Here is a 23,402-nt window from a genome sequence, read left to right as displayed (position 1 = left end):
GTGCCTTGAACAATTTTGCAATCTCGTAGGAAGTTAAAACTTTGGCTTGACCGTGACCGTCTATTTTCATCTCACCAACCTCATCCTTTACCTGAAGTAATTGTATTTTCTTCAGGTAGAGCAGTTAAAGTATTGATACTCCGTTGTTACATCCAGCGAGAAAAAGCAATTAATCCCAGCTTATTAATCGCCTGCTGCCTGAAATCGCTGGAACCCTGATTCTGTCGTTGACTGATAAGTTTTACTTAATTTGCTAGTCTTGTTAATGTTGTCTAGGCTTTGGCCTAAAAATACTTGGCCAAGATCGAGGTATTGTTGCCAACAATTCTTTTAAGGTAGCCAAGGCTATCGAAACAGAGATCACGCCTCAGCTATCAGTCTATTGATGCGGTTACAGAGCTTACCCAACCTTTGCAGAGCTCATTTAGCTTCTTTGCTTCGGATCTGATTAGGTTTCACAGTCACAGATCAAAATGGTGATCCTGTACTGAATACCACACCACAATGTTTTGAGGAGTGTTGTCAGAGTGTTACACCGAACAACACTCCCCTGAACTTGACAAGATGAATAGATGACTACATCGTTTTCTTCAGTTTGCGGCGAGTAGAGATCAAGCCTGCTCCAACCAGCGCTAATCCTGCCATTGTTGTGGGTTCGGGCACAGCTGCTGCAGAGGCGGTTAGCCCGACCAAAGACGTTCTACCATTGCCGATCTTCCCCACTTCCGTTGCGGCTCCAGAACTTAGGTCAATCGTAAACAACTTGGTGCGATTGCTAACTGTTAATGCAGCGAAACCAGTGTTCGTTCCGTTGGTCGTTAGGATGTCAAATCCTCCCACTGGAGCGATCGCTCCAACACCGAGGGAACCAACTGGCGCTAGGGTACCGTTATTAGGCGGATTCTGAATGAACAATTGAGCTAGCGCTGCATCAATGTCATATAGTGTGGTTCCGGTCGCTAGATCATTGTCTGCGTTGGTATATGCAACAGCCGTGATGTCAGGATCACCAGGATTGATTGCTCCATCAACAATCACAGCTCCTGTGTCTACGTTAATGCGAAAGTTCTGACCGTTGGCACCGACGACCCGCAGCCGATCGGGAACGGGATTGAAATCCACCCCAGACGTAAAGCCGCCAGTAAAAGCAGTTGATAGAGTACTGACAAACGTTGCCACACCCGTAGACGGGTTGATCGTGTAGATATTATTGGTGTTCGTCAGACCGTAAATCAGATTATTGAGAGGGCGGCGATCGATCCCCAACAACGTCCCTTCAACTCCTGTCACTTGCACATTTTTCGTGGCACCAGGAGTCGCCGAGTCAAACAGCAGTAGCTGGTTGTTCGCGGTCAAACCTGTTAGTTGAAAAGCAGCCGCAGGATTGGCAGAGATGGATAAATTTACAGCGCTAGCGGTTGCTAAGGCTACGACCACAGTGCTGATTGTCTGAAGTTTCATTAGAAGATCCTTTCTGGTGATGATATGGGTTCTACAAATGGTTATTCAGTCGCTTTGCCGAGCAGTGAAATATCCGTTCTGAAATAGAAGCCAGCATCGATGCGGTGGTAGTACGTTGGCCGCAGATAAACGGATGATGTTTCTACGTACGCTTCATCCAAACTTCATAGAGATTGGTTGGCAGATAAACCAGACATTTGGTTCAAACGACGCTAGAGCCATGCTGCCAGAGACTTTTTCTCAAATATCATGTATAAAAAATTTGTGAAGCAGCTAATGCAGAGTCAAGAATTCCCCCGTGAATCCTACATCGCTGCTAGAGGTTCCAAGCAAATCTTCAAATCGCTTAGGTCGAGAATCTGGCTGTGCCGTAAAAACTGAAAGGATGTTTCACACTCACAAACCTGTGATCATGATGGGTGCTCCAGTATGTTTCTGAGGAGCATTGCCATCCTCAACGGTGACTGCGATCTTCGTCACTAGTTCTTTGGACCGGTAGACTTTGGAAACTGAGCTCGTTTGAGCCAGGTTGCCGCGTTCATCAACTTGGAAAGTTTCTGTCAAGATTGCCTGCTTCTGGTCTGTGGTGAAGGGGGCGTTTGGCGTTAAAACAGTCCACAAGGCATAGACTTTACCGGGTGGTAGTGGGGGTAAGTTCTGGACTGTGATGGTTGCTTCTAGAGTATTGGGATTAACGACTACCGTCGCGGCAGCCTGACTATCGCTCTTCGTAGCATCTAGAACATAAGTCAGTGCTGCATAACGTTGCGTTTCCGCTTGGCTCGTTTGTAACGCTTGCGATAAACGGTAGTTATTGATTACTAAGGCAACAATCAGGACTGCTGCCGCAACCTCCAAACCATTGCGCCACCAAAGTATTCGGCGAGGTCCAGAAGCAGGTTGTGCACCCATCTCAGCACCCACCACCTGAGCTTTTTCTAGAATCGCTGAGCGCAAATGAATTGGAAGCGTCACTTCAGGTGGAGCGTAGGACGTCTCTAAAGCATTTTGCATTTGGGCCACTTCTTGGATGATTGCCGGATCTTGCCGCAATAGGCGCTCAAATTCTGCTGCCTCCTCTGGGCTGAGGTCACCCAAAACATAACCTGCAATGAGTAGCTGTAACTCTTCCGAAGGCATTGACATAGCCATCACTGTACTATCTCGTAAAACTTGTGAGGGTTTGGCGCAATTTGAGCAGACCTCTTCTGGCTCTAGCCTTCACCGTGCCCAGGGGGATCTCCAGTCGTTTGGCAATTTCGGCCTGACTAAGACCATCGTAATAAGCCATTCTTAGAATTTGCTGCTGGCTGTCTGATAATTGAGCCAGGGCGGTACTAACTTCTTGGGATTGCTCATGTTGAAAGACGTGCTCAAGCGGAGCATTTGAGACGGTCTCAGCCTGTCCACCCAACTTCCATCGCTGTAGCGTCTGACGAGTACTGTGACGCGATCGCAATCGGTCCCGGGCGCGCGATCGCGTCAAGATGGCCAGAAAGGTGCGGAGAGATCCCCGATTTGGGTCGTACACAGTCCCCCTAGCGAGGGTCAGAAAGATATCTTGGGTCAAGTCTTCCGCTTCTTGAGCATTGGCCAAGGCACTTAAGGCGAGTCCGTAGACTAACCCAGCATGGCGATCGTAGAGAACCCCGAGCACCGCAGTCTGACCCTTGCTCAAGGCCACAATCAATTCTGCATCCGTCTGATTTGACGCCTGAGAGGCTTGATTGGCAGATGGCTCAGACTGCATAGGCACAAGAATTTGCGTTTGAAGACGAATGCCTGGGGTTGGAAATCGGTGGAAGCAACTGCAAAGCTGCCAATGCGGACAACCTCGATCACGGGAAGGATAGGAATTTCTCCCTTCGCCCCCTAGCTTTTGTCTGCGTGCTTGTTAAATTGTCAGCCGCAAGTATACTACGCCATCTATGCAAGACTATACCTGCCAGCGATCATCGTGATTCCTTCAACCCCACTCCGGTAGGGTCGCCAAACCGAGTGTCTAGACTAGAGGGGTCGAAAAATGCCGCGCAGTTCTCCAGCCCGATTCTGCTTCGTGTGAATGTCTACATAGAGTTGGCCATCGGAGAGTGCCTGGAGTTGCTCAGGAGTCAAGGTATACTCTCCAGACAAGCGACCACCCATTCTGGTATCGTTCAACATCACGGTTAGCGCATATTGAAACGGTCCATTTTGATTAGGCTCACCCCGATGAATATGAGCCGCAGAGGTAATGTTGGGGTTGGGGGGATCGACGGGATCTGTTTCATAGTCACGTAGAGCACTAGAGAGACCTCCAAAGTCTCCGCGAACAATGAGGCGATCGCCTGCTAATGCGGCTCCAGCTACCCCCGTCGCCATTGTTGAGGGTGCCTTCGGAACTACGTTATTCTTCGTCAAAATTGCTGCATAGAGTTGTAAGGAACTGCCCGACATACCCTGAGCGGTGAGCACAGACTCAGCTTCTTGCAAATCTGCCATCAAATGTTGATTGATGGGGTTCTGAACTTGTGCGGGTTGAGCAGCTTGAGATGTGCTGAAGGACGGAACGTCTCCGCTCTGAACCAAGCGATTCGATGGAGTTTTACTCCAAGAGGGGACTGTGGAAAGACCAATCAACAGCACACAAGTAATTGTGCCCAGCCAAAAGTTGAAGAGCGATCGCTTTGCCTTATTCATCCGGATCTAGCCTTAACTAGTAGAGTTCAGTCAACAGTACGAACCAACGGCTAGTTTGGATGCATGGCTACTCTAATTTTCTCATTTCTAGAACAGCGCATTCCCCTTGAGGCTGCGTCCCTATCCAGAAGCAGCATAACGTTTTAGTTGATCCATTCGGCTTAGCTTGGCGAGTAGGGAGGACGCCTCCGGTGTTTAGGCTCGAAAAGTGAACTTGAACCACAGCCAAGCCACGATTATCAATCTTGGATTGCCAAATGACGTTTCGGTGTCCTTGAGAACAGTCACCTTTTGTCCGCCCCAGTTGGCCTAGAACTGGTCTGCGGTGAACTTAGAGTTTTTCTGGCTCTGCCAACTAGAATTGCCTCGAACCGAACCCATCAGGTCAATGTCATAGTTTGTCTCACTGTTGCTGATGCGTTCCGCAGTGACGTAGCCAGCATCCATCAGATGATCTTCAAGCAGTAACGTTTTCTCAGCGAAGCTTTGATAAACGGTTTCAACCACTGCATCGGCAGTCATTGTTGACAGCGTTGTACAAACTTTAGTGATGAAATGAGGGCAAGCATCATCGCAGATTTCAGTGAGGTGAGCTTTGTATCCCACCCAATCCACACTTCGTTTTGAACTTGAGTTTTCCCACTGAGCACAATTTACAGTGATCGCTAGCAATCTCAACCAGGCAATAATTCAGCAATATAGCGATATATTAAACATCAAAAGAATAACCTTACTGGACGAACTACGGCGGTTTTCAGCTCTCCGCACTTTCCTGTAATTTTTCATGCCATCCTTATCTGAGCATCTAGAGGCAGTACGCCAGCAGCGATTCGTAGGGCGTACCCACGAGCGCCACCTATTTGAGTCAGCTTTAAGCCGAGCTGAGTTGCCATTTTATGTTCTGCATATTTTTGGGCCTGGTGGCGTTGGCAAAACCACACTTCTGGGAGAATTTGCCCGCCTCTGTGAACCAGCCCAGATCCCCGTCATCCAACTAGATGCCCGCAACATCGAGCCGTCGCCAGAGTCCTTTTTAGAAGCTCTGCGATTTCATCTGAATCTAGCTTCGATCGACTCCCCTTTAGTAGCTTTAGCGGCTCATACAGGTCGCCAGGTTTTCCTACTCGACACTTACGAAAATCTTGCTCCCCTTGATAGTTGGCTGCGCGAAAAGTTTCTACCTCAGCTTCCTGCCAATACCCTCACCGTGATTGCGGGTCGTCATGCACCCGCGGCGAGCTGGCGGATTGATTCAGGTTGGCAAGCTTTAATCCATCTTTTACCCTTACGGAACCTTAGCCCAGAGGAAAGCCGAGATTACCTGATCAAGCGAGCCGTTCCGGTAAATCAACATCAGGCCGTGCTCAACTTTACTTATGGGTATCCTTTGGCTCTATCTCTAGTCGCGGATGTCTTTGCTCAGGGGCAAGAGCTAAGTTTTCAGCCTGAAACTGCTCCGGATGTCGTCAAGAACCTCCTAGAGAGATTTGTGCAAGAGGTGCCTAGCTCTACTCATCGCATTGCTTTGGAAGCTTGTAGCTTAGTTCGGTTGACCACAGAAGCCTTGCTTGCGGTCATGCTCGATCAACCAGATGTACATGAACTTTTCGACTGGTTGCGATCGCTCTCTTTTGTCGAGTCTGGGCGAGCGGGTCTATTCCCCCATGATCTGGCCCGTGAAGTGTTAGTAGCTGATCTACGCTGGCGCAATCCCGATTGGTATGCCGAACTCCACCAGCGATCGCGTCAGTACTACACTCAGCGCCTCGGCCAAACTCAGGGAGAAGCACAGCATCGGGTGCTATTCGACTACATTTTTCTGCATCGAGATAATCCTGCGGTTCGACCTCGCTTTACTTGGCAAGAAACCAGCAGTTTAGTCACAGATACGTTTCGTCCCAGCGATCGCCCCGCGTTACTCCAAATCGTCACGGCCCATGAGGGAGCAGCTTCAGCCCAGTTAGCAGACTACTGGCTCGAAAGACAGCCCCAAAATGTATTGGTGTTTCGAGATGTAGAGCAGCAACTGGTCGGCTTTGTCATGACTCTAGCCTTACACCAAGCCACTGCCGCAGATGTGGCTGGCGACCCGGGCACCCAAGCCGCATGGTCTTATCTCCAAACCTATGCTCCTTTACGCTTGGGCGAAGGGGCGACATTATTCCGTTTTTGGATGTCACGAGAAACTTATCAGGCTGTTTCTCCAACCCAAAGCTTGATCTTCATTAACTTTGTTCAGCATCATCGCCTCACACCGAAACTGGCTTTCACTTTCTTTGCTTGTGCCGATCCAGATTTTTGGGCGGCCATGTTTGCCTATGCCGATTTAGCCCGCCTACCTGAGGCAGACTTCACCATTGGGGAGCAGCGCTATGGGGTTTATGGGCATGATTGGCGAGTGGTGTCACCAATGGCTTGGCAGGAGTTATTAGCCCAGCGAGAAATTGCTGCCTCCGCGCAGGCTGCTACTCCTGCACCTCTGGGTGAACCTCTCCTAGTTCTAAGCCAACCTGCTTTTGCGATCGCGGTGCGGGATTTATTGCGACACTTCAGCCATCCGGATCGGCTCTATCACAATCCTCTGCTGCAATCTCGGCTGGTGATGGAGCGATCGCCTACCAACGCAAATAAAGCTGAGCGAGTAGCGGCTTTGCAGCACTTAGTTCAGGAAGCAGCCGCATCGTTACAAGCCTCTCATCGGGAAGCAAAACTTTACCGAGCGCTCTATCATACTTATCTTCAGCCCACTCCGACCCAAGAGCAAGTTGCTGAGTTACTCGATGTCCCCTTCAGCACCTTTCGTCGCCACCTCAAAAACGGTCTGGCTCGGCTGACCGAAATCCTCTGGCACCAAGAGATCAGCTAAGCACAGCTCAGCAAAAGTGAACAAAAAATGAGCACTTTTTGGCCTGGAAATTCCTAGCTTCGTCGAACACAGTATGACTGTAAGTTCTGCATGTCTGGCTTGCACTCAAGCAATTTCAGGCATCCTCTATAGATCACCCAAATCATCACTAGACTGTGTCTCAGTCCTCGTCTTGAAGCAATGTAATCTATTTTACTTGCTCTTTGCGGGATTCCAGGAGAGGAATTTCAGGAGCGAGATTGGTTTACCTAACTTAGGATATACCACTTAAGACATAGCAAACCACAATCCGTCCTAACTCCATCGACCGTTGCTATAGACACTCTCTATTTGGGTAAATGAAAGAGCTTAGAAAACTTCCTTAAGAGGAAAATTAGTGAAAAAATTTATACCAGCAATATTGCTGTCTACGTTAGGGGTATTTTTGGCTGCTAGCCCTAATCATGCAGTCACTCTGATTGAAAGTAAAGATGCAGGCCAGACCCTCAACACAGCTCAAGCCATCCCCTCTGGGTCGGCTTTACTAGAGTTTCTTGGTGGGGCATTGGCAGATAACGATGCTGATCTGTTTCAAATCTTTTTAACTGGGGGACAGACCTTTTCTGCTACCACTATCAGTTTAGAAACCTTGGTGGATTTGCCAGTCAATCAGCTTCTCGGAGCGCCTACAGCCCTGCTGGAAGATCCGCAATTATTTCTATTTGACGCAGAAGGTAAAGGTATCTACGGTAACGATGACAGCTTTGGCTCCCTACAGCCGACGCTGCTCTCTGGCGAGTTCTCTCCTAGCCAATCTGGCCTTTACTATCTAGCGATCGCGAGTGCTGGCTACAACCCCGTCAGTAACAATGGCGACATTTTCGCGACTGGTACCAATGATGTCCTAGAGCCCACAGGCCCAGGGGGTGAATTGCCCCTGAGCGGTTTTGCGGGAACGAGTGCAACCCGTGGCACTTATGCGATCGCATTGACAGGAGCCAGCACCGCTGCTCAATCCACTCCACCCGCCAGCGTGCCAGAACCGACTGCTGCTCTGGGCTTGATGGCGTTGGGTGCTGGGGCTACTTGGAGCCAATGGAAATCTAAAAAACAGCAACGCGCTTCAGTTCCTCTGACATAGATACCTCCATCTGGATTTCGCTACTAATCTCGCCTAGATGCTGCCCTACCTCGGCTGGATGCAGTCTACTCTTTGATTTTTTTTAGGAGACCTCTAATAATGCCTAAGCCCCCTACGCTCCATGAGGCTAGCCCCTCATTGAATGAACCCACGACTGCCCCTAAAACTTCTGCCCGCCGTTGGCGCTTTGGCCTTGTGGCTCAGTTAAGCCTGCTAGTTTTAGGGATTGCTTTGACTGCTGGCTTAGCACCTCAATACTTGAAAGCGTCCGACCACGATGATGGTGAGGTAGATACTAAAGGCCGTAATCTGAATTTGACCGATCTATTTGTCTTTCGAGAACAAGATCAGAATCCCAACGCTTCAGCCGGTGATCTGATCTTGATCATGAATACAAACCCGCGATCGCTGGCTCGTCAGCAATACTACTTCAGCACCAAAGCTCGATATGAGTTTAAGGTCTCGCGAGTGGGCAACAATGATGCGACTCCCACAGGCGTACCGGATGTCACTCTACGATTTGAGTTTGACAAACCCAATGCTAAAGGCCAACAGGGCATGAAGCTGACGGCAATTCGCGATGGGGCGACCTTAGTTGCAAATCAGCAGTTACAAACGACGGCGCTCAATACTGCTCCTGAAGTCAAGCAGGTGGCGCTCGGTGGTTCTCAGGTTTCGGTTTTTGCGGGGTTACGAGAAGATCCTTTCTTCTTTGACGTAGAGCAGTATTTCCGAGTTCGGGGCGGTGCGCTTGGCATTGGCCCCAAAGTAGGTTTCCGCGACCCTAGCACCGCAGTTGATTTTGCCAAAGGCTACAACGTCAACGCGATCGCAGTGCGAGTCCCCATCCAGTTTCTGCAAGGCGCTACCGCTACAACAACCTTTGATGTTTGGGAAACCATTTCAGCAGCGGGACCAAACGGCAAATTTACGCAGGTGGAGCGTTTAGCCAGACCCGCAATCAACGAAGGTTTAGTTGTAACCAATGACTTCTTGAATGCCTTAAACAGTGTTGGCCCTGATTTTGAAGCGGCGGCTTTAGCGGGCAGACAACCTGCGGCTAATATTGCTGGCCCCATTGTGGGAGAAGTAAAACAGACCCTGCTAGCCTTTGGGAACCCAGAAGCACGAGCCAATGCCTTGCTCGGTGCCTTTCTGCCCGATGTTATGCGGATTGATACCACAGGCCCAAGTGGCTACGCCAATGCTCTCAATGCTAAGGGCAGTCCGATTCGGGGTCGCTTGATCAAAGATGACGTGATCGACATCACCTTAAGCGTGGTGGCTGGGCAGCCTCTGAGCGACAACGTCTCCTATGAAGGTCAACCTGGTAATCCCGCTCAAGGTCACAAGGCGCTTGAGCCTACATTCCCTTATTTAGCCCTGCCTAATTAAGCAAACCGCGATCGCATCTTGATTCTCCTTGCCCAGGAAACCTTCAAAGCGTTTCTCTGCTTTGGCGGTAACACCTACTCGTAAGTGGGTACAAGGGGATTGAGATGCGTCGCAAGCATAAATGAGACGGGATGAGATGGGGCGGATTAAGGAGTAAGAGCTGTGAAACTGATAAACTACGACGCTTCAGCAGCTTGGCAAAACAGGCTCAGAGCAGTTCTATCGTCACCGCGTTTGGTGGCTCTGCCTGTCGTGGGCCTGCTTATTTTGATTCCAGGTGGCCTGCACTTGTGGCAACAGCAGTCTAGGGCACAGCTCGATCCCTTGTATCGTTACCAGTTCTCCCGTCCTGATCCGGGCAAGGTGACGCAGGCGCTGGAACGAGAGATGGCTTTCTATCAAACCCGGATTCTCTCAGACCCAAAAGGAGGGTTGAATCGGGCAGCTTTGGCTAGAACTTACTTAAAAATGGCGCGTGCCACAGGGGAAAGTAGTTGGTATTTATTGGCAGAGCAAACGGCGCAACAGTCGCTGGCTAACTTATCCTTCTCTAACCCTGAGGCAGTTTTGGTGCTGGCGCGAGTGGCAACGGCAAGACATGATTTTGCTGAAGCTTTGCGCCTGTTGAAGCAAGCCCCAGGTAGCCCAGATGCACTTTCTACTGCGACGACTGCCCACTTAGCGCTCGGTGATATTGCAGCGGCTGATGTAGCGGCAGAGCAACTCGTGAAGCAAACTCCTTCTCTAGGAGCTCTAACGCAACGGGCTTTAGTGAAGGTGGCTCAAGGCCAAGATGGAGCAGCGATTCAAGATCTACAACAGGCGATCGCCGTAGAAGAACCCGAGGAAACTGGGAGTTCTGTCTGGGCACGTACCCTCTTAGGGCGGTTGTACTTCAAGCGAGGCCAACTTCTGCAAGCACAGGCACTTTACAGAGAAACGTTGCGGATTTTGCCCCAGTATCCCCCAGCTCTGCTGAATCTAGCTGAACTAGAGGTACGGCAGGGAAATTATCGGGCAGCAGAGCGTTATTATTCTCAGTTTGCTTTGACTTCTCAAAAATCCCCAACCGTTCATGACCATGTGGTGATGCGTGGCATGGCCCGCGTCAAGGAACTGTTAGGAGATACGGCTGCGGCCCAATCTTGGCGAGATCGAGCAGAGGCGCGGTTACGGGAAGATCTGACCGGGTTTGGTCATCGTCGCGAACTGGCGCACTTGTTGCTAGAGCGAGGCAGACCAAAGGATATAGCGGAGGCATTGACCTTGATGCAGCAAGAGGTGCAGGCGCGTCGGGATGCTGAAACTCTAGATACCTTCGCTTGGGCCTTATCTAGCGCAGGACGTTGGCAAGAAGCGCAGCAAGCAATGCAGGCAGCACTGCAACCAGGGATTCGAGATGCAGCTTTATTCCACCGAGCAGGTGTGATTGAACTAACTTTGGGCAACTCGGCGAAGGCTCAACATTTTTTCCAGTTAGCCCAAGAAGCAGATCCTGCCTTTGATCAGCAAGCTCAGCGGGCTTTGGGTTTAGGTGTAGGACTTTTAGGGTTGAGCTGAATTCTTGATAGGAAGCAGGATTGAGATGGTTATGAATGTTGTCAATAGAAAGTGGTATCGCCTGCTCAGGCTCAGTCTGTTTTCCCTTTTGGGGTCTCTCTTGCTTTGGGTCGTAACTGCAACGCCGAGTCAATCGCATTGGGCAGACTTGACGGTGGCAGAGATTAGGGTAGCTGAAACTCAAGCTCAAATCACCCTGACCTTTCCCACAGGTCTACTGGCCTCAGCCGATGACAACCAAGATAACCAGCTTTCCCCCTCGGAAGTCGCCAAACACCAAAGTGAGATTGAGCGTTTTTTGAGCGATCGCATTCGGCTGACCGATTCCCAGCGCCAAACCAGCACTTTAAAGGTTCAACCCGCCGACACGACTACCCTGCCATCCAATCTACAAGCGACAGCAGGGACTCATAGCACTTTACTCCTGACCTACAGTTGGCTCCGTCCGATTCAAGGACTGAAAATTTACTACGATTTGTTTTTGCCGGGGGTGCCGACAGCCCGTTGTCTAGCGACCATTTTTCATCAAGGACAAGTGCAGAATGCCATCTTTAGTCCTGAAAATCGGGAATCGGCGTTAATCCAAGGGTCGCCTTGGCAGCTAGCTGCAAGTGTGCCGATCGCGATCGCCGGGGCTTTTCTGTGGGGAGCCATGCACGCTCTGACACCGGGACATGGCAAAACCATTGTTGGCGCTTACTTAGTCGGGTCACGTGCTACGGTCCAGCACGCTTTGTTTTTAGGGCTAACGACTACCATCGCCCATACAACTGGTATCTTCGCCCTGGGACTAGTTGCCCTGTTTGCTTCTCAGTTTATTTTGCCAGAACAGCTCTATCCTTGGCTGAGTGCGATCTCTGGGCTAATTGTGGTTGGCTTGGGCCTCAACTTGTTCTTCAGTCGCATGCGCGGCAACCAGTGGTTCAGTCGTTGGTCGTCGCGCAGAAGCCAGAAATCTGCTCACCATCATTTGCATGGTCACGCCGATGAGCATCACCCTCATTCTCACGCTCATGAGCATCACCTTCATTCTCATCAACACGAGCACGAGGCTCACTTAGATACTCATAGCCACAGTCATGGAGGTCATACTCACTCGCATTTACCCCTTGGAGCGGATGGCACCCCGGTTACTTGGCGGAACTTGCTAGCCTTAGGCATCTCTGGCGGTTTGTTACCTTGCCCTTCTGCCTTAGTGTTGTTGCTGAGTGCAATCGCCTTAGGTCGTGTTGGCTTTGGCATCGTGTTAGTTTTGGCCTTTAGTTTGGGATTGGCAGGAGTGCTGACTGGCTTGGGATTACTTCTGGTTTGCACCAAGCGCCTGTTTAAGGGATTGCCCGTCCAGACACAATTAGCCAAAGTCCTGCCTGCCCTAGGAGCTTTAGGAATTGCCTTATTAGGAGCAGTGATCACAGTGCGAGCTGTGATGCAAATTGGGTTAGTGACAACTTGAAAAACACACTTTAAAGACACGTTTAGCAAAATACAAGGTTCAAATATAATGCTGAGATCTTTACGCTTGACCGCCTTAGTCTCTGCAGCCCTAACTGCTTTCTTGCCAGAGGTGGCTTTCAGCCAATTGCCTGTGGGTGAGGCATCTTACCCTGCTGTCGTCAATCCCAACACAGATGTACCCCTTTGTTATTTCCAAGCGGAAAATGGGCAAACATTTGACCTAGGCAAACTATGTAATCAAAACGCTCCAAGGGTGGAGCTGGCTTCAACCAGTTTCGGAGCCCAAAATTGCTATTTCGTTGATGCTACAGGTCGTCCCTGCGCCCCACCCACAAGCCAACCGCAGAGTCAGCCGCTAATTAACCAAGTAGTCCCATCCAGCCTACTTCGCCCCTAAGAAGTTTCTGCAAGGTTAACCATTGACCTTGCTTACGAGCAGCGTCAGCAGAACTTCAGCAAGCCTTCCTAACTGCAACCGCAGAAAAGGGGAGTGTAAATTTTCCCGTGTCTAACCAGAAGATTACTACTATGTTTGGACGAATATGTTGAAGCAGAAAAAGCCAATGATGAGCGGCGAGAACAAGTAACGACTCCACATCCTAAAAGCTTGGTTGCAGAGAAGGATTACATTGATGGCTATCTTGATTCTTTTGATGCTTACCGAGAGCATCAAATCCTGCATTGTCTTGGCGATCGCGATCGTTGATTACGTACTGAGCAATCTAAGGACTATCAAAAAAGGGATATAAATTGACGAGGCTGAAACGGCCTTAAATCAGGGTGGGAGTTTTAACTAAATGTCCTATCAAAAAAGGGTCCTTTCTTGATAGGCTTGCTGCATGAAAGCAGCTTTATATTTGCGAGTCTCGACAACTGACAAAGGTCAAGAAACTGATAACCAGCTTTTGCAGTTGCAGGATTTTTGTGCCCGTCAAGGTTGGCAAATTTGCGCCACATATATTGATCGCGATTCAGGCCGAAAAGGTAAACGTGAGCGTGGCGACTTCAGCCGCATGTTCGATGATGCAGCTAAACGTAGATTCGATCTACTGGTCTTCTGGTCCCTCGACCGATTCAGCCGCGAGGGTATCCGCAAGACGATCGCCTATCTCCAGCAGCTCGGTAATTTAGGCTGCCGATTTAAGAGTTACACAGAGCCGCTGCTAGACACTGAGAATGAATTGGTGGCTCATATTGTGGTAGGTGTACTGTCCTATCTGGCACAGCAGGAAGCAATCCGCATCTCGGAACGCACTAAGGCAGGACTACAACGAGCGCGAGCGCAGGGCAAAACTCTGGGCAGACCGGATAGCTTTGAACAGTGGAAAGACCAGCTAGTTAGGATGAGGACAGCTGGTTACTCGCAGGGAAAGATCAGTCGTGAGACGGGCCTATCTTATAACACCATAAGAACTTATTTATCTAGGCTTTCTGATGAAACCGCTTCTGTATCGCTCGAAAATTTGACAACGAGATAAGTCCAGTTCAGGAGCCAGTTGGTGAATATTGTCAAGCGAGCTTTGAAGAACAAGAGGGATGTTGGTTAAATAATCGGTATCTTTGAACTTCTTCGTTTCTACAACAATGTCAAAGAAAAAACATAAACAACGTAATAAGAAAAATCAAACAAGCTCTAGAAATGATTCAAATAGCCTGGTATTCAAACAGCTTAACAACCCTTTTTCAGGCCTACCCCAAGAAGTTATAGCTGAGATATTAGTTGATGCTGGGAGATCGTATGAAAGAGAGTTCAATGAATCTTTAGCGGAGCTAGTAGAAAAAATTAGCTCAGTAGATGTTTTGCATCTCCTTTCTATTCTTACGGCTTATGGTCTTTCCGTAGGAATGGATGAAGCAGGTAAAACTGTTAATAAGAAAAATCCCACGATTCATCAATCTCATGTCGAGCTTGTTCAAGCATTAGCTTTACGCTTGCCTCCTTCAGAGCAATCTTCTGAACTAGTAAAATCTGAGCAAGTTCAGGAGGTTTGGGATTTGTTGATTTCATTTGACATGGCCTTTAACTTAAAGAGGCTTGTACAAATACAAAACGCTAAAACAGAAGAAAAAAAAGCAATTTTACATTTACAAGAATGGCTTAGAATTCATACCAATATCGTGCGCAACTGGGGATATTTTAAGCGTGTGATTTCAATTTCAAAAAGGCTATACTCAGAGCTTGATCCTCTATTCAAAGCCTCAGTTGGATTAGAGGCAACATCAATAATCGATGTCTTTGAATACCTAGTTATCTATTGTGAAGAAGTAATTAATGAACGATTTCACAAGATGAAGAGAGTATTTAAGGCACGAAATATAGAAGAAGCAATAAAAACTTATCATGAGATGTACCAGTTGCCAGACTCCATAGAGGAAGCAGCTGCTCTTCTTCGAGAGCAAGGTGCAAAACTTGAGGAGGTTCGTTTTCTGATTCTAAGCCACTCTGATTTGTTCCTTGTTGAAGCATTTTCGTTCACAGTTGAGGAATTAGGGAGTGAGATGAATATTGAAACCATAGCTCTTGAGACTGTTCTATCTAGACTGAGCTACCAGTTTGGTGAACTTAAGGATGCTAATCCAGAGCACTTTTTTCTTGGAAATCCAGTGTGGACAAAGCCCTTAATCAAGCTGCCAACAGGCAACTACTTCTGTGTAGTACCACAAGTTTTTTTTAGCTTTGTCTTTCAAACACTTGATAGCCTTTTGTCTACTGAGGAAGTTAAGTCCGAGGTTCAGGACAAGCGCCGTTCTAAATTTCTTGAGGATGAGATTAAAAAACTATTTATACAAGCCTTTCCGCAATCTACTTTTAAGCAAAACTTCAAATGGAAAGAATCAGATGTGGAATATGAAACAGACTTTTTAATGCAAGTTGATTCTTACCTTTTAATTATTGAAGCTAAATCTGGTGCTGTTTCCAGAGCTGCATTACGTGGAGCTACTGGCTCAGCTAAAGATGACATTGAAGAGTTGCTTATAAGTCCTGCCATTCAGTCTAAACGCTTTGCAGACAGAATCATAGAATTGAAGGCTAATCAGATTTTTCCAGAAGCTTTTCAAGCTCTAACATTTGATCTAACTGCTATTCAAAAAATTATTCGATTATCAGTAACACTTGAGGATTTTGCAACAATTCAGTCGCAAGTGTCGCGCATAAGAGATACAGGCTGGGTAGATAAAGATTTTTCTACTACACCAACGATAGCCCTTGCTGACTTGGAGATTATTTTTGATGTTTTGCCTTTCATCCCACAAAAGATTCACTATTTAATACGCCGTGCTGAATTAGAAGAGCACATGCAATATAGGGGTGATGAACTGGATTTACTTGGTTTCTATCTTAGGACAGGGTTCAACCTTGGTAAAGAAGAATTTGAGCCGAGAGAGTGGATCATTTCAGGAATGTCAGAAAAGGTTGACAGATATTATGTAGCTCTAGATCGAGGTATTACTCGCGCAAAACCAAGATTGGAATTGATAAAGTGGTGGGAGGATATCCAGCTTCGTATTGAGCAGCGATGTCCTTATCGTTGGTTAGAAGTTGCAGTAATGTTGCTCAATGTTTCCCTCAGTGATCAACGCAAAGCTGAAAGAGAATTCAAAAGAATCATAAGAAACGTCAGGAAAAACTGGCGGCAACCAGGACATGTCAACTCAATTATTGTGGATCTTCCGCAGCGACGTGAGGCTATTGGCCTATTGGCCTTTCGAAAATTTGAGCAAGATCAACGCCGTGAATTCATGAATGATCTTGCAGGTCAATCCTTTTCAGAAACTGATGCGGAACGATGTTTGGTTATTGGAGTTAATATTGACGATCAAGATTGGTACCCTTATAGCCTTTTAGGCGTATTTCAGCGCCATCAGATAGGTGTCATAGAAAGTTAAGCCCTTAACCTGAAAACTGCATTAGGCATGAATGTTCCAATACGATATGTACTGGAACGAGTTAAGTACATAACAAACGTCATGCAATGGACGAGCAACAATTTTTGCTGTGAATGCAAAGGTGTAGCTTGTCGCTGATGGCGAGCGTTAGACTGCTTCATCTGACAGAGCCATCGCTATCTTCAACTAATTGAGATACTGTTGGTATTTCGGCAATTGAGAATACTTAAAACTCTTGATAGGCCTGAATTGTAGGCTAAAAATTTCTACTTTGGGGTTGTAGGGGTCAGAAGTTCAAAAGTTGTGGGATCTCTGCCTGTATTTAGGCAAAGTTTAGGCAAGAAGTGTAAAGCGCTCTCTACAACCTATAACTAGAGAGCGCTCTATTATTTCCATGAAAGGACTGCAAATCCTTTACCTCTCTTCAACATGACAAACGTACGAGCTGCTCCAAGGCAACCAGTCTTGAGTTAAGTGGACTGCCCAAAACGCTCCATCATAGATTTGGCACGTTTAAGGTTTGCAATCTGCTGTCGTTGTTCGTTTTTGTTTCTTGCTTCGGACAATATATCCCGCAAAGCATCTGGATTGGATTCGCTGTACTCAAACATTGCTTCGATCAAAACCTCACGGCAGATGCCGTTTTGCCTGCATAGTTTTTGCAGCCGATCGCCGATTTCCTGCTCTAGCCTTAGGGTAGTCTGCTTAGTCTTAAGTGGTTGTTCAGGTTCAGGAGATTGCGATATCTGGGATTCTAGAGATTTCGAATCATTTAAGTCTGGATATCTAGATGTCGCGATATCTGGATTTGCTATAGACTTAGGACTCGGAGCTAAAGATGCATCTCGGTTAGGAACGGTTGGACGATTGCGTTTCTTAAGGCGCTCTAAAGCATCACTCATGTCTTAGGGCCTCAGCGATCTGTTCAAATGGGTATTGCAAGTCTGTTTGGCTCATATCGGAAAGCAACTTGCCTTGACGGATGGCATTCTTAAATTTTTCAGATTCACGAATTGAAGCAAGGACAGGAATGTCCCCAACAAATTCCTTCATTGCTTCAATGTTCTGCCGACCTTCTAAAGTTTGAGTATTACCAACCCAGCGATCGCGGAAAGGAACCACACCTAAAATCTTTCCAGTAAATGCCATCAAGTTAGACTGCTCTTGAAGAAAGTCGGAAGTGTCCATCAGACTATTCATGCCTTTAACATTTGCTTCTACCGGAATGAGAACATAATCTGATGCTCCAACTGCGGTAAGGCAGAGCTGGGAGCGAGAGGGTTGAACATCAATGAGGACGTAATCAAATAAGTTGGCAACTGATTTGAGCCGAAGTTTAAGAATGAAGGCTCCCGTGCCGCTGCTGCTTAAGTAGTCTGAAACTTTGAATAGGCCGCGATCGGCGGGAATCAGATAAAGGTTTTCATAGCTTGTTTCATAAATACCGTCCTCAGTCGCTACTTGCCCAGTGAGCACTTCTAAAAGACTTGGTTGGTTGGGCTGAACTTCATGGTTCAGGTAGAAGGTTAAATTCGCTTGCGGGTCAGAGTCAATCGCTAGTATTCGTTTCCCCTGCTTTGCCAGCAGGAGCGAAGTGAAAAAGATAGTGGTTGTTTTTCCCTGCCCGCCTGATAGGGAAATGCATGAGCAAGTCCGCATGGTTGAGCCTTTGATTGTAATACTGCAAAGATACAGCCAATGCTTCTATATTTCTAGATATAAAGATATCTATACTCGTAGATATCTAGACTTCTGGATATCTACGTAGATTCCTAGTATCTAACAACGAACTGGACCAATAACTATGCTCTTTGTTTCGAAGCTCTTATTTCTGTTAGTTCAAGCTCTGCATAGTTGTCAAAAAGACTGAACTCTATAGCTTAATCGTGGGCAAGTTGTGATGAACTGTCCGGTGGCATAAATGTTGCAAACTAGGTGATGCAAGAGCTGCTCAATGGGAGGAAGTGGTTAATATGAGCGCTAGGGACTTATTCCATCAAGCCGTTAGACGCGGGCTAGAAAAAGACCAGTGGCAGATTTCCAGCGATCCACTGGAATTGGAGTGGGAAGAAGTTAAAGTCAAAATTGACCTGGCTGCCGAAAGGCTGATCGCCGCCGAACGGGGCAAAGAGAAAATTGCCGTCGAGATTAAGAGCTTCATTAGCCCGTCGCCCATTAGCGACTTCCACACGGCTCTGGGACAGTTTCTTAACTATAAGATCATGCTAGAGGTCAATGAACCTGACCGACAGCTTTATCTGGCAGTACCCCTGGATACCTATGAAATCTTTTTCCAGAGCCGCTTTGCCCGAGTTGCTATTGAACGCCATCACTTAAAACTGATTGTGTACAACCCAATCACCGAGGAGATTGTGACATGGATAAACTAAATCGTTACCGTACCTGTGTTCAAAATCTTTTGGAGCAGCACAGCCAGTACAAGGCCCAAGACGAAGAAGTTGAGAACGAACTCTTCTTCGACCCCATCCGCGACCACTACCAGCTCATGCGTATCGGCTGGAAAGGCTTAAGCCGCGTCTATCATACCGTTCTCCACTTTGACATCAAAGATGGCAAAATCTGGCTCCAGCAAAATACTACTGATATCGATGTTGGACAAGAACTCATCGACATGGGCATCCCAAAAGAAGACATTATTCTGGGATTGCATCCCGCTTATAAACGCCCTTACACAGGTTATGGGGTTGCCTGAGGAAATCCCAGAATTGGACAGTGCTCTACATCTAGTCAAACCTAGAACTAGCACAAAAGCCAGTTGAATGCTGAGCCTCCAATTACGTGCTTGTTGAAGTTGGCAGCTGTTTGTAGGTAATTTTTTCATTGCATTGAAAATAGCAGCGATCGCTAGGTGGATCAGGTAAACTACTCTTCAAGTTGCATAAAAACGGAGGGAATTAGTGATTGTAGGGATGCGAAGCGTGTCGTTACACCAGAGGAGGTAAAGATGTCTCATGACTACTAAAAGCCAGAAACCCCAACTGCGCTAACAGAAGGGGTTCGAAGGTTTTTTATTATTGGTTCGGAATAGAGGAGACTTTAACTTGTGTGCTTGGCGGCGCTTAGTTAGGTCACCCACTGTGCCATGCGTCTATATTACGGTCATTTGGTGAAAAGTGACAAGACCTTAAAACGTCTTTAAACACGCAAATGAAACAGACCAATGGCTCTCTATTCCTCTCTACACCAGGGATGGAGCGCATCAAAGCAAAATGAGATTTGTCCTCGTTTTTCAAGTCAGTTTTAGGAAAAACTTAGCTGTTCTCAATCTGCGGATCGCCCTCTTCCTGTCCAACCGTTATTTCGGGACAGAGAGAACATGCATAGCTATTGTGACGATCCCCTGCATCAGCAGCGTGATCAGCGTTATCCATTAACTTTGCACCCTCTGTCCCCCCACCTACACCGGACTAGAGAGTTGCATCATGCCCCGCAAACAACCCCCTGCCTGTGCAAGTCAGGCGATCGCCCCTCAACCTGCTCGTCAACGTTTACCAGAACCCCTGCCACGCGACCCCTTAGGCCAGCGATTGTGCCAGATCTTTTCCTACCCCTGGCAAGCGATCGTCGCGCCTGCCCCCACCGATGCCAGCCAAAAACCTGCTTGGCAGACCCTCACGCAGTACCCCCTCAAGCCCCGTAGCCTTTGGACCTACTGGCAAGATGCCGCTCAACTCGTCGGCGTTCGCTTCGGTTCCACCACCACCTACGGCCTCATCGACCTCGATGCCTTCAGCCTGCATCATCCCACCCGCGATCGCCAAGCCCTTGCCACGATTCGAGCTGCCCTCGCCAGCATCGGCATTCATCAAACCCTCCTGCTGCGCTCCAGCTGGAATGGTGGCCTTCACCTCTATATCCCCTTACCTGAAGCCGTCCCCACCTTCGGCCTTGCCGTCGTTCTCAAGCATTGCTTAGAAGCTCACCACCTGCCCCTGCAAGCAGGCCAACTGGAAGTCTTTCCTAACGTCAAGCGCTACAGCAAAGCCGGAGAATACAGCGAGTACAACGCCCATCGCCTGCCCCTACAACCCAGCAGCGGCTCTGTCCTCCTCAGCGATCGCCTGCAACCCCTGCCCAGCGACTTGTCCTCCTTCTTTCAGCAATGGGATCAAGCTGCCGCAGCCCAAGACTTAGAGCAACTAAATCAAGCGATCGCCGAGGCGAAGAAGCAGCATCAGTACCGCTCCTACAACCGCCGTAGCAATACCGCTATTTGGCAGCAAGAACTAGAAACTGAAATGGAGCAAGGGTGGACCGGACCCGGACAAACCAACCACCTGCTCAAAACCATCGGTTGCTACGGCGTCGTCTTTCAATCCCTCTCTGGTACCGCACTCTCTCACTACATTGAACACACCGCCATCAACAGCCCTGGCTACTCGGAGTGGTGCCAACACCAGCACGAAATTAGCCGTCGCGCTCAAGAATGGGCTACCACCGCAGAAAACTACTACTGGCCTCTAGGCACCTCTCCTAAACGCGATCGCACCCTTACTTCGTCCACTGCTGCCAACAACATCGTCAACTTCAACCAGAAGCGAGCTGAAGAGGCTCAGGCTCGGATCAAACAAGCCGTCTTGGAACTGACTCAACAAGGCCAGCTACCCGATGGCCTGACTGCCCGAGCCCAAGCGATCGCCTCAATAGCACAGTGCAGTCATAGCACCTTGCAGAAGTACAAAGAACTGTGGCATCCCGAATGGTATGTAATAGAGCCCCCAGAGCCAGTTGCAGCTTCATCAATAGCTCCAGCGATCGAACCCCCAAAACTTCTAGAAGACTCTCCCAGAGAGGAATTACACACCTCTGTCTATATGAAGGGTGGGGGGGCTGAAGGTAGTCTGCTGGGAGAACGAAGTTCTTTTTCTTCACAAAGGGAGGGTCCAGGGAGGGGGAAAACCAGTTTTCCACAGCCTTTGACTTCGTCTCCTCAGATCGCTCCGGATGATCTCAGCGATGTGATTGTGGGAATTCAGATTCAAGTCAGGCAATTGGGATGGACTGTAGAGCAAGCCCACCAGTTCATTGCGGATCACTTCCACGGCAAGCGCCGCAGTCAGCTCACAGAGGATGAGCTCGTGTGCTTGTTGTATCACCTCAGAACGCGATCGCGGCTGTAAGTTATTCGGCTCAGGAATCATGAACGAAATGACAGCGGTTTCACCTTCTAACTTTCAACAGATTCAGTACACTGAGTTAGCTCAAATAGCTTTGTGTAGCTGATCGGCTTTCAGGTAATGGTTTATGCAGAACGGGTTCTCTCCTCTCTCAGACTCTGACGAAGAATTACATCAACGGGCAGAACGTCTTTTGGAGAAGCCCAAAGTTCTACAAGATTTAGTGCTGATTCCAGTGCCTCTAGCCTTGTTGTCCCTTCCACTGGAGCAGCGTCGGCGATCGCTGATTGTGCAAGAGGCATTGAGTGAGTGGGAAAAACAGGCTCGCGAGGACGACTTACGTTTTGGCTTCGAGGAACGCCGCTGGATTCCACGAGTTGAAATTTATATCCCAAATACCCCCCGTGGGCAGCAATTGATTCAACTGGCTACGGCGATCGGCAACATTCCCCTGCAAGCAGAAATGTTGCCGAAGAATCAAGAGCAGGCTCATTGGCTCAAGACCCTTCACTACTTCTACCAAGCGAGAGGCATGCTCTTTGCTTACCAGCTGCTTCGAGGAATTCCAAACCCAAGCCGCACAAAAGGCATATTGCCACAGCATTTCTCAACCTCTATTATCCGCAACCTTGAGCTCGTTACTGACGTTGATGTTGCTGAATATCAGCTTATAAAGGCAGGTGAACCTTACCTCAAAGCCTGGATGGAACGCAGGCAACAAACCTATCCGTTTCAGCAGCCGTTGCAACTTTTCCTGGAAATTCGAAAGCAAACGTTTCTACAAGAGTGGGAGTTAGGACCAAATAATAATGACGATTGGACCTCGATTGAGGATCAGAAAGACTTGTTATCCGTCCATGTCTTCTTACTTCAAAAATCAATGTGGGTGAAATCCAAGCGCATTGAGAAACGTGGGACCTATCAGGAGCAGGAGCAGAGATATCTAGAATCCCTTAAGAATAACGGCTGGTACGGTCGTTTGATGCTTGCCCTGCGTCCGCATAGTGAATCTACCCTCGAACACCCTTGGCAAGATTACGTTGAAGCCTTCAGGGGTGGCAAAACTGCTTATATTGATGATTTTTATTGGCGTAAAGGGCTGCCCTACAAGCGTAGAGAAAACGTGATCAAGCCTCAGCCTGTTCCTTGTTCGGCTATGTTGCCGAGCCAATGTGATTGCCCTTTTCGTAGCTTAGGAACCGATCTTTCAGCCTCAAACTGTCTCAAGCGAGTCCAGGAAAAAACGGAAAAAACAGCAGAGCGGGCTCGAGTCAAAGGGAGGCTCAATGAACTGGGCTATCTACTTTGGGTCTGGGCTTAACATTCCTTAATCGATTCCTAAAAACGGATTTTTTCAAGTTTGTGTCTGCTATCTGTGTTGACGGACAGCAATTTTTTTGAGCAGCTAAAACCAGAAAAATATTCAATTGAAATTCTTAAAGACGAGAATTTCACAGATTTTAGTGCTCAAAAATTAGTTTTTTTTGCTGTTAGTTGTTGATCCCCAGCTCCAGCCCGGTACGTCTCTAGATATCCTTTGAGAACCGAATTGACCGGAATCTGCCGCGTTTCCTGCTTGCCCTTGGTGTTAGCCTTACGAAGCGTCATCTTGGTTCTGACCCCTACCGCGTCATAAGCATCTGTGGTGAGCATTGAGCATGCTTCACTGATGCGGCACCCTGTGTAGAGGCAGATGCCAAAGAGGGCACGGTCGCGATCGCCCTCCAGTGCCTTGAACAATTTTGCAATCTCGTAGGAAGTTAAAACTTTGGCTTGACCGTGACCGTCTATTTTCATCTCACCAACCTCATCCTTTACCTGAAGTAATTGTATTTTCTTC

At 48.1% G+C, this 23,402-nt stretch carries 21 protein-coding genes; 13 read left to right on the top strand and 8 right to left on the bottom strand.

What is annotated here, in order from left to right:
- Positions 1-576: 576 nt before the first annotated feature.
- The 5 genes from H6F90_RS00650 to H6F90_RS00630 all read right to left on the bottom strand — a co-directional run bounded on the left by H6F90_RS00650 (position 577) and on the right by H6F90_RS00630 (position 4,662).
- Positions 577-1,461, bottom strand: coding sequence for a DUF4394 domain-containing protein (locus H6F90_RS00650; RefSeq protein ID WP_190549310.1), 885 nt, complete (start codon positions 1,459-1,461; stop codon positions 577-579).
- Between the two features lie 396 nt (positions 1,462-1,857).
- Positions 1,858-2,607 (bottom strand): anti-sigma factor domain-containing protein, encoded by a 750-nt coding sequence (locus H6F90_RS00645; protein WP_242024256.1) that lies wholly within the window; start codon positions 2,605-2,607, stop codon positions 1,858-1,860.
- Positions 2,608-2,620: 13 nt separating this feature from the next.
- The gene (locus tag H6F90_RS00640) at positions 2,621-3,211 is read right to left on the bottom strand and encodes a sigma-70 family RNA polymerase sigma factor (RefSeq protein WP_190549306.1); all 591 of its coding nucleotides are present in this window, start codon (positions 3,209-3,211) and stop codon (positions 2,621-2,623) included.
- Positions 3,212-3,468: 257 nt separating this feature from the next.
- On the bottom strand, positions 3,469-4,140 hold the full coding sequence (locus tag H6F90_RS00635; RefSeq protein ID WP_190549304.1) for a CHRD domain-containing protein: 672 nt from the start codon (positions 4,138-4,140) through the stop codon (positions 3,469-3,471).
- 309 nt (positions 4,141-4,449) lie between these two features.
- Positions 4,450-4,662 (bottom strand): hypothetical protein, encoded by a 213-nt coding sequence (locus tag H6F90_RS00630; protein ID WP_190549302.1) that lies wholly within the window; start codon positions 4,660-4,662, stop codon positions 4,450-4,452.
- Positions 4,663-4,924: 262 nt separating this feature from the next.
- Here H6F90_RS00630 and H6F90_RS00625 point away from each other — a divergent pair, with 262 nt between their 5' ends.
- From H6F90_RS00625 to H6F90_RS00585, 9 genes are all read left to right on the top strand, one after another.
- Entirely contained in the window at positions 4,925-7,006 is a 2,082-nt protein-coding gene (locus H6F90_RS00625; RefSeq protein WP_190549300.1) for an ATP-binding protein, read from the top strand.
- Positions 7,007-7,382: 376 nt separating this feature from the next.
- A complete protein-coding gene (locus H6F90_RS00620) occupies positions 7,383-8,126 on the top strand; it encodes a PEP-CTERM sorting domain-containing protein (protein WP_190549298.1) in 744 nt (247 codons plus the stop codon).
- Positions 8,127-8,225: 99 nt separating this feature from the next.
- Entirely contained in the window at positions 8,226-9,521 is a 1,296-nt protein-coding gene (locus H6F90_RS00615; RefSeq protein WP_190549296.1) for a DUF4331 domain-containing protein, read from the top strand.
- A gap of 162 nt (positions 9,522-9,683) precedes the next feature.
- Positions 9,684-11,081 carry a tetratricopeptide repeat protein gene (locus tag H6F90_RS00610; RefSeq protein WP_370587908.1) on the top strand — a complete coding sequence of 466 codons (1,398 nt, stop codon included), beginning with the start codon at positions 9,684-9,686 and terminating at the stop codon, positions 11,079-11,081.
- Between the two features lie 31 nt (positions 11,082-11,112).
- Positions 11,113-12,534 carry a nickel/cobalt transporter gene (locus H6F90_RS00605; protein ID WP_190549294.1) on the top strand — a complete coding sequence of 474 codons (1,422 nt, stop codon included), beginning with the start codon at positions 11,113-11,115 and terminating at the stop codon, positions 12,532-12,534.
- 48 nt (positions 12,535-12,582) lie between these two features.
- Positions 12,583-12,933 (top strand): hypothetical protein, encoded by a 351-nt coding sequence (locus H6F90_RS00600; RefSeq protein WP_190549292.1) that lies wholly within the window; start codon positions 12,583-12,585, stop codon positions 12,931-12,933.
- A 135-nt stretch (positions 12,934-13,068) separates the two neighbouring features.
- Positions 13,069-13,242, top strand: a complete 174-nt coding sequence (locus H6F90_RS00595) for a hypothetical protein (protein WP_190549290.1) — start codon at positions 13,069-13,071, stop codon at positions 13,240-13,242.
- 133 nt (positions 13,243-13,375) lie between these two features.
- Positions 13,376-14,014, top strand: coding sequence for a recombinase family protein (locus H6F90_RS00590; RefSeq protein ID WP_190549288.1), 639 nt, complete (start codon positions 13,376-13,378; stop codon positions 14,012-14,014).
- A 106-nt stretch (positions 14,015-14,120) separates the two neighbouring features.
- Positions 14,121-16,424 carry a hypothetical protein gene (locus H6F90_RS00585; RefSeq protein WP_190549286.1) on the top strand — a complete coding sequence of 768 codons (2,304 nt, stop codon included), beginning with the start codon at positions 14,121-14,123 and terminating at the stop codon, positions 16,422-16,424.
- A 470-nt stretch (positions 16,425-16,894) separates the two neighbouring features.
- On the opposite strand, the gene H6F90_RS30445 is transcribed toward H6F90_RS00585, so the two are convergent.
- Positions 16,895-17,326, bottom strand: a complete 432-nt coding sequence (locus H6F90_RS30445; protein ID WP_190549284.1) for a hypothetical protein — start codon at positions 17,324-17,326, stop codon at positions 16,895-16,897.
- Positions 17,319-18,083 (bottom strand): ParA family protein, encoded by a 765-nt coding sequence (locus H6F90_RS00575; RefSeq protein ID WP_190549282.1) that lies wholly within the window; start codon positions 18,081-18,083, stop codon positions 17,319-17,321. The genes H6F90_RS30445 and H6F90_RS00575 overlap by 8 nt, the downstream gene beginning before the upstream one ends.
- A gap of 314 nt (positions 18,084-18,397) precedes the next feature.
- Here H6F90_RS00575 and H6F90_RS00570 point away from each other — a divergent pair, with 314 nt between their 5' ends.
- From H6F90_RS00570 to H6F90_RS00555, 4 genes are all read left to right on the top strand, one after another.
- Positions 18,398-18,814, top strand: coding sequence for a XisH family protein (locus H6F90_RS00570; RefSeq protein WP_190549280.1), 417 nt, complete (start codon positions 18,398-18,400; stop codon positions 18,812-18,814).
- Positions 18,802-19,137, top strand: a complete 336-nt coding sequence (locus tag H6F90_RS00565) for a XisI protein (protein WP_190549278.1) — start codon at positions 18,802-18,804, stop codon at positions 19,135-19,137. Before H6F90_RS00570 ends, H6F90_RS00565 begins: the two co-directional genes overlap by 13 nt.
- 730 nt (positions 19,138-19,867) lie before the next feature.
- Complete coding sequence (locus H6F90_RS00560; protein WP_190549276.1) at positions 19,868-21,565, top strand: hypothetical protein; 1,698 nt, start codon at positions 19,868-19,870, stop codon at positions 21,563-21,565.
- A 124-nt stretch (positions 21,566-21,689) separates the two neighbouring features.
- Positions 21,690-22,883 (top strand): hypothetical protein, encoded by a 1,194-nt coding sequence (locus H6F90_RS00555; protein WP_190549274.1) that lies wholly within the window; start codon positions 21,690-21,692, stop codon positions 22,881-22,883.
- A gap of 146 nt (positions 22,884-23,029) precedes the next feature.
- Here the strand turns inward: H6F90_RS00555 and H6F90_RS00550 are convergent.
- Positions 23,030-23,402, bottom strand: a 373-nt coding sequence (locus H6F90_RS00550; protein WP_242024255.1) for a site-specific integrase, incomplete at its 5' end; no start/stop codon positions are given.

The sequence above is a fragment of the Trichocoleus sp. FACHB-591 genome (genome assembly GCF_014695845.1).
Classification (GTDB): domain Bacteria; phylum Cyanobacteriota; class Cyanobacteriia; order FACHB-46; family FACHB-46; genus Trichocoleus.
Note: the sequence above shows the minus strand (reverse complement) of the source record. Positions and strands in the feature narration are given on the sequence as shown.

What these genes read in the sequence shown, in the direction of transcription:
- H6F90_RS00625 (WP_190549300.1), top strand. Translation starts at nt 4,925, where the DNA reads ATGCCATCCTTATCTGAGCATCTAGAGGCAGTACGCCAGCAGCGATTC.
- H6F90_RS00570 (WP_190549280.1), top strand. Translation starts at nt 18,398, where the DNA reads ATGAGCGCTAGGGACTTATTCCATCAAGCCGTTAGACGCGGGCTAGAA.
- H6F90_RS00630 (WP_190549302.1), bottom strand. Translation starts at nt 4,662, where the DNA reads ATGACTGCCGATGCAGTGGTTGAAACCGTTTATCAAAGCTTCGCTGAG.
- H6F90_RS00560 (WP_190549276.1), top strand. Translation starts at nt 19,868, where the DNA reads ATGCCCCGCAAACAACCCCCTGCCTGTGCAAGTCAGGCGATCGCCCCT.
- H6F90_RS00650 (WP_190549310.1), bottom strand. Translation starts at nt 1,461, where the DNA reads ATGAAACTTCAGACAATCAGCACTGTGGTCGTAGCCTTAGCAACCGCT.
- H6F90_RS00565 (WP_190549278.1), top strand. Translation starts at nt 18,802, where the DNA reads ATGGATAAACTAAATCGTTACCGTACCTGTGTTCAAAATCTTTTGGAG.
- H6F90_RS00645 (WP_242024256.1), bottom strand. Translation starts at nt 2,607, where the DNA reads ATGTCAATGCCTTCGGAAGAGTTACAGCTACTCATTGCAGGTTATGTT.
- H6F90_RS00635 (WP_190549304.1), bottom strand. Translation starts at nt 4,140, where the DNA reads ATGAATAAGGCAAAGCGATCGCTCTTCAACTTTTGGCTGGGCACAATT.
- H6F90_RS00575 (WP_190549282.1), bottom strand. Translation starts at nt 18,083, where the DNA reads ATGCGGACTTGCTCATGCATTTCCCTATCAGGCGGGCAGGGAAAAACA.
- H6F90_RS00640 (WP_190549306.1), bottom strand. Translation starts at nt 3,211, where the DNA reads ATGCAGTCTGAGCCATCTGCCAATCAAGCCTCTCAGGCGTCAAATCAG.
- H6F90_RS00605 (WP_190549294.1), top strand. Translation starts at nt 11,113, where the DNA reads ATGAATGTTGTCAATAGAAAGTGGTATCGCCTGCTCAGGCTCAGTCTG.
- H6F90_RS00585 (WP_190549286.1), top strand. Translation starts at nt 14,121, where the DNA reads ATGTCAAAGAAAAAACATAAACAACGTAATAAGAAAAATCAAACAAGC.
- H6F90_RS00615 (WP_190549296.1), top strand. Translation starts at nt 8,226, where the DNA reads ATGCCTAAGCCCCCTACGCTCCATGAGGCTAGCCCCTCATTGAATGAA.
- H6F90_RS30445 (WP_190549284.1), bottom strand. Translation starts at nt 17,326, where the DNA reads ATGAGTGATGCTTTAGAGCGCCTTAAGAAACGCAATCGTCCAACCGTT.
- H6F90_RS00555 (WP_190549274.1), top strand. Translation starts at nt 21,690, where the DNA reads ATGCAGAACGGGTTCTCTCCTCTCTCAGACTCTGACGAAGAATTACAT.
- H6F90_RS00590 (WP_190549288.1), top strand. Translation starts at nt 13,376, where the DNA reads ATGAAAGCAGCTTTATATTTGCGAGTCTCGACAACTGACAAAGGTCAA.
- H6F90_RS00600 (WP_190549292.1), top strand. Translation starts at nt 12,583, where the DNA reads ATGCTGAGATCTTTACGCTTGACCGCCTTAGTCTCTGCAGCCCTAACT.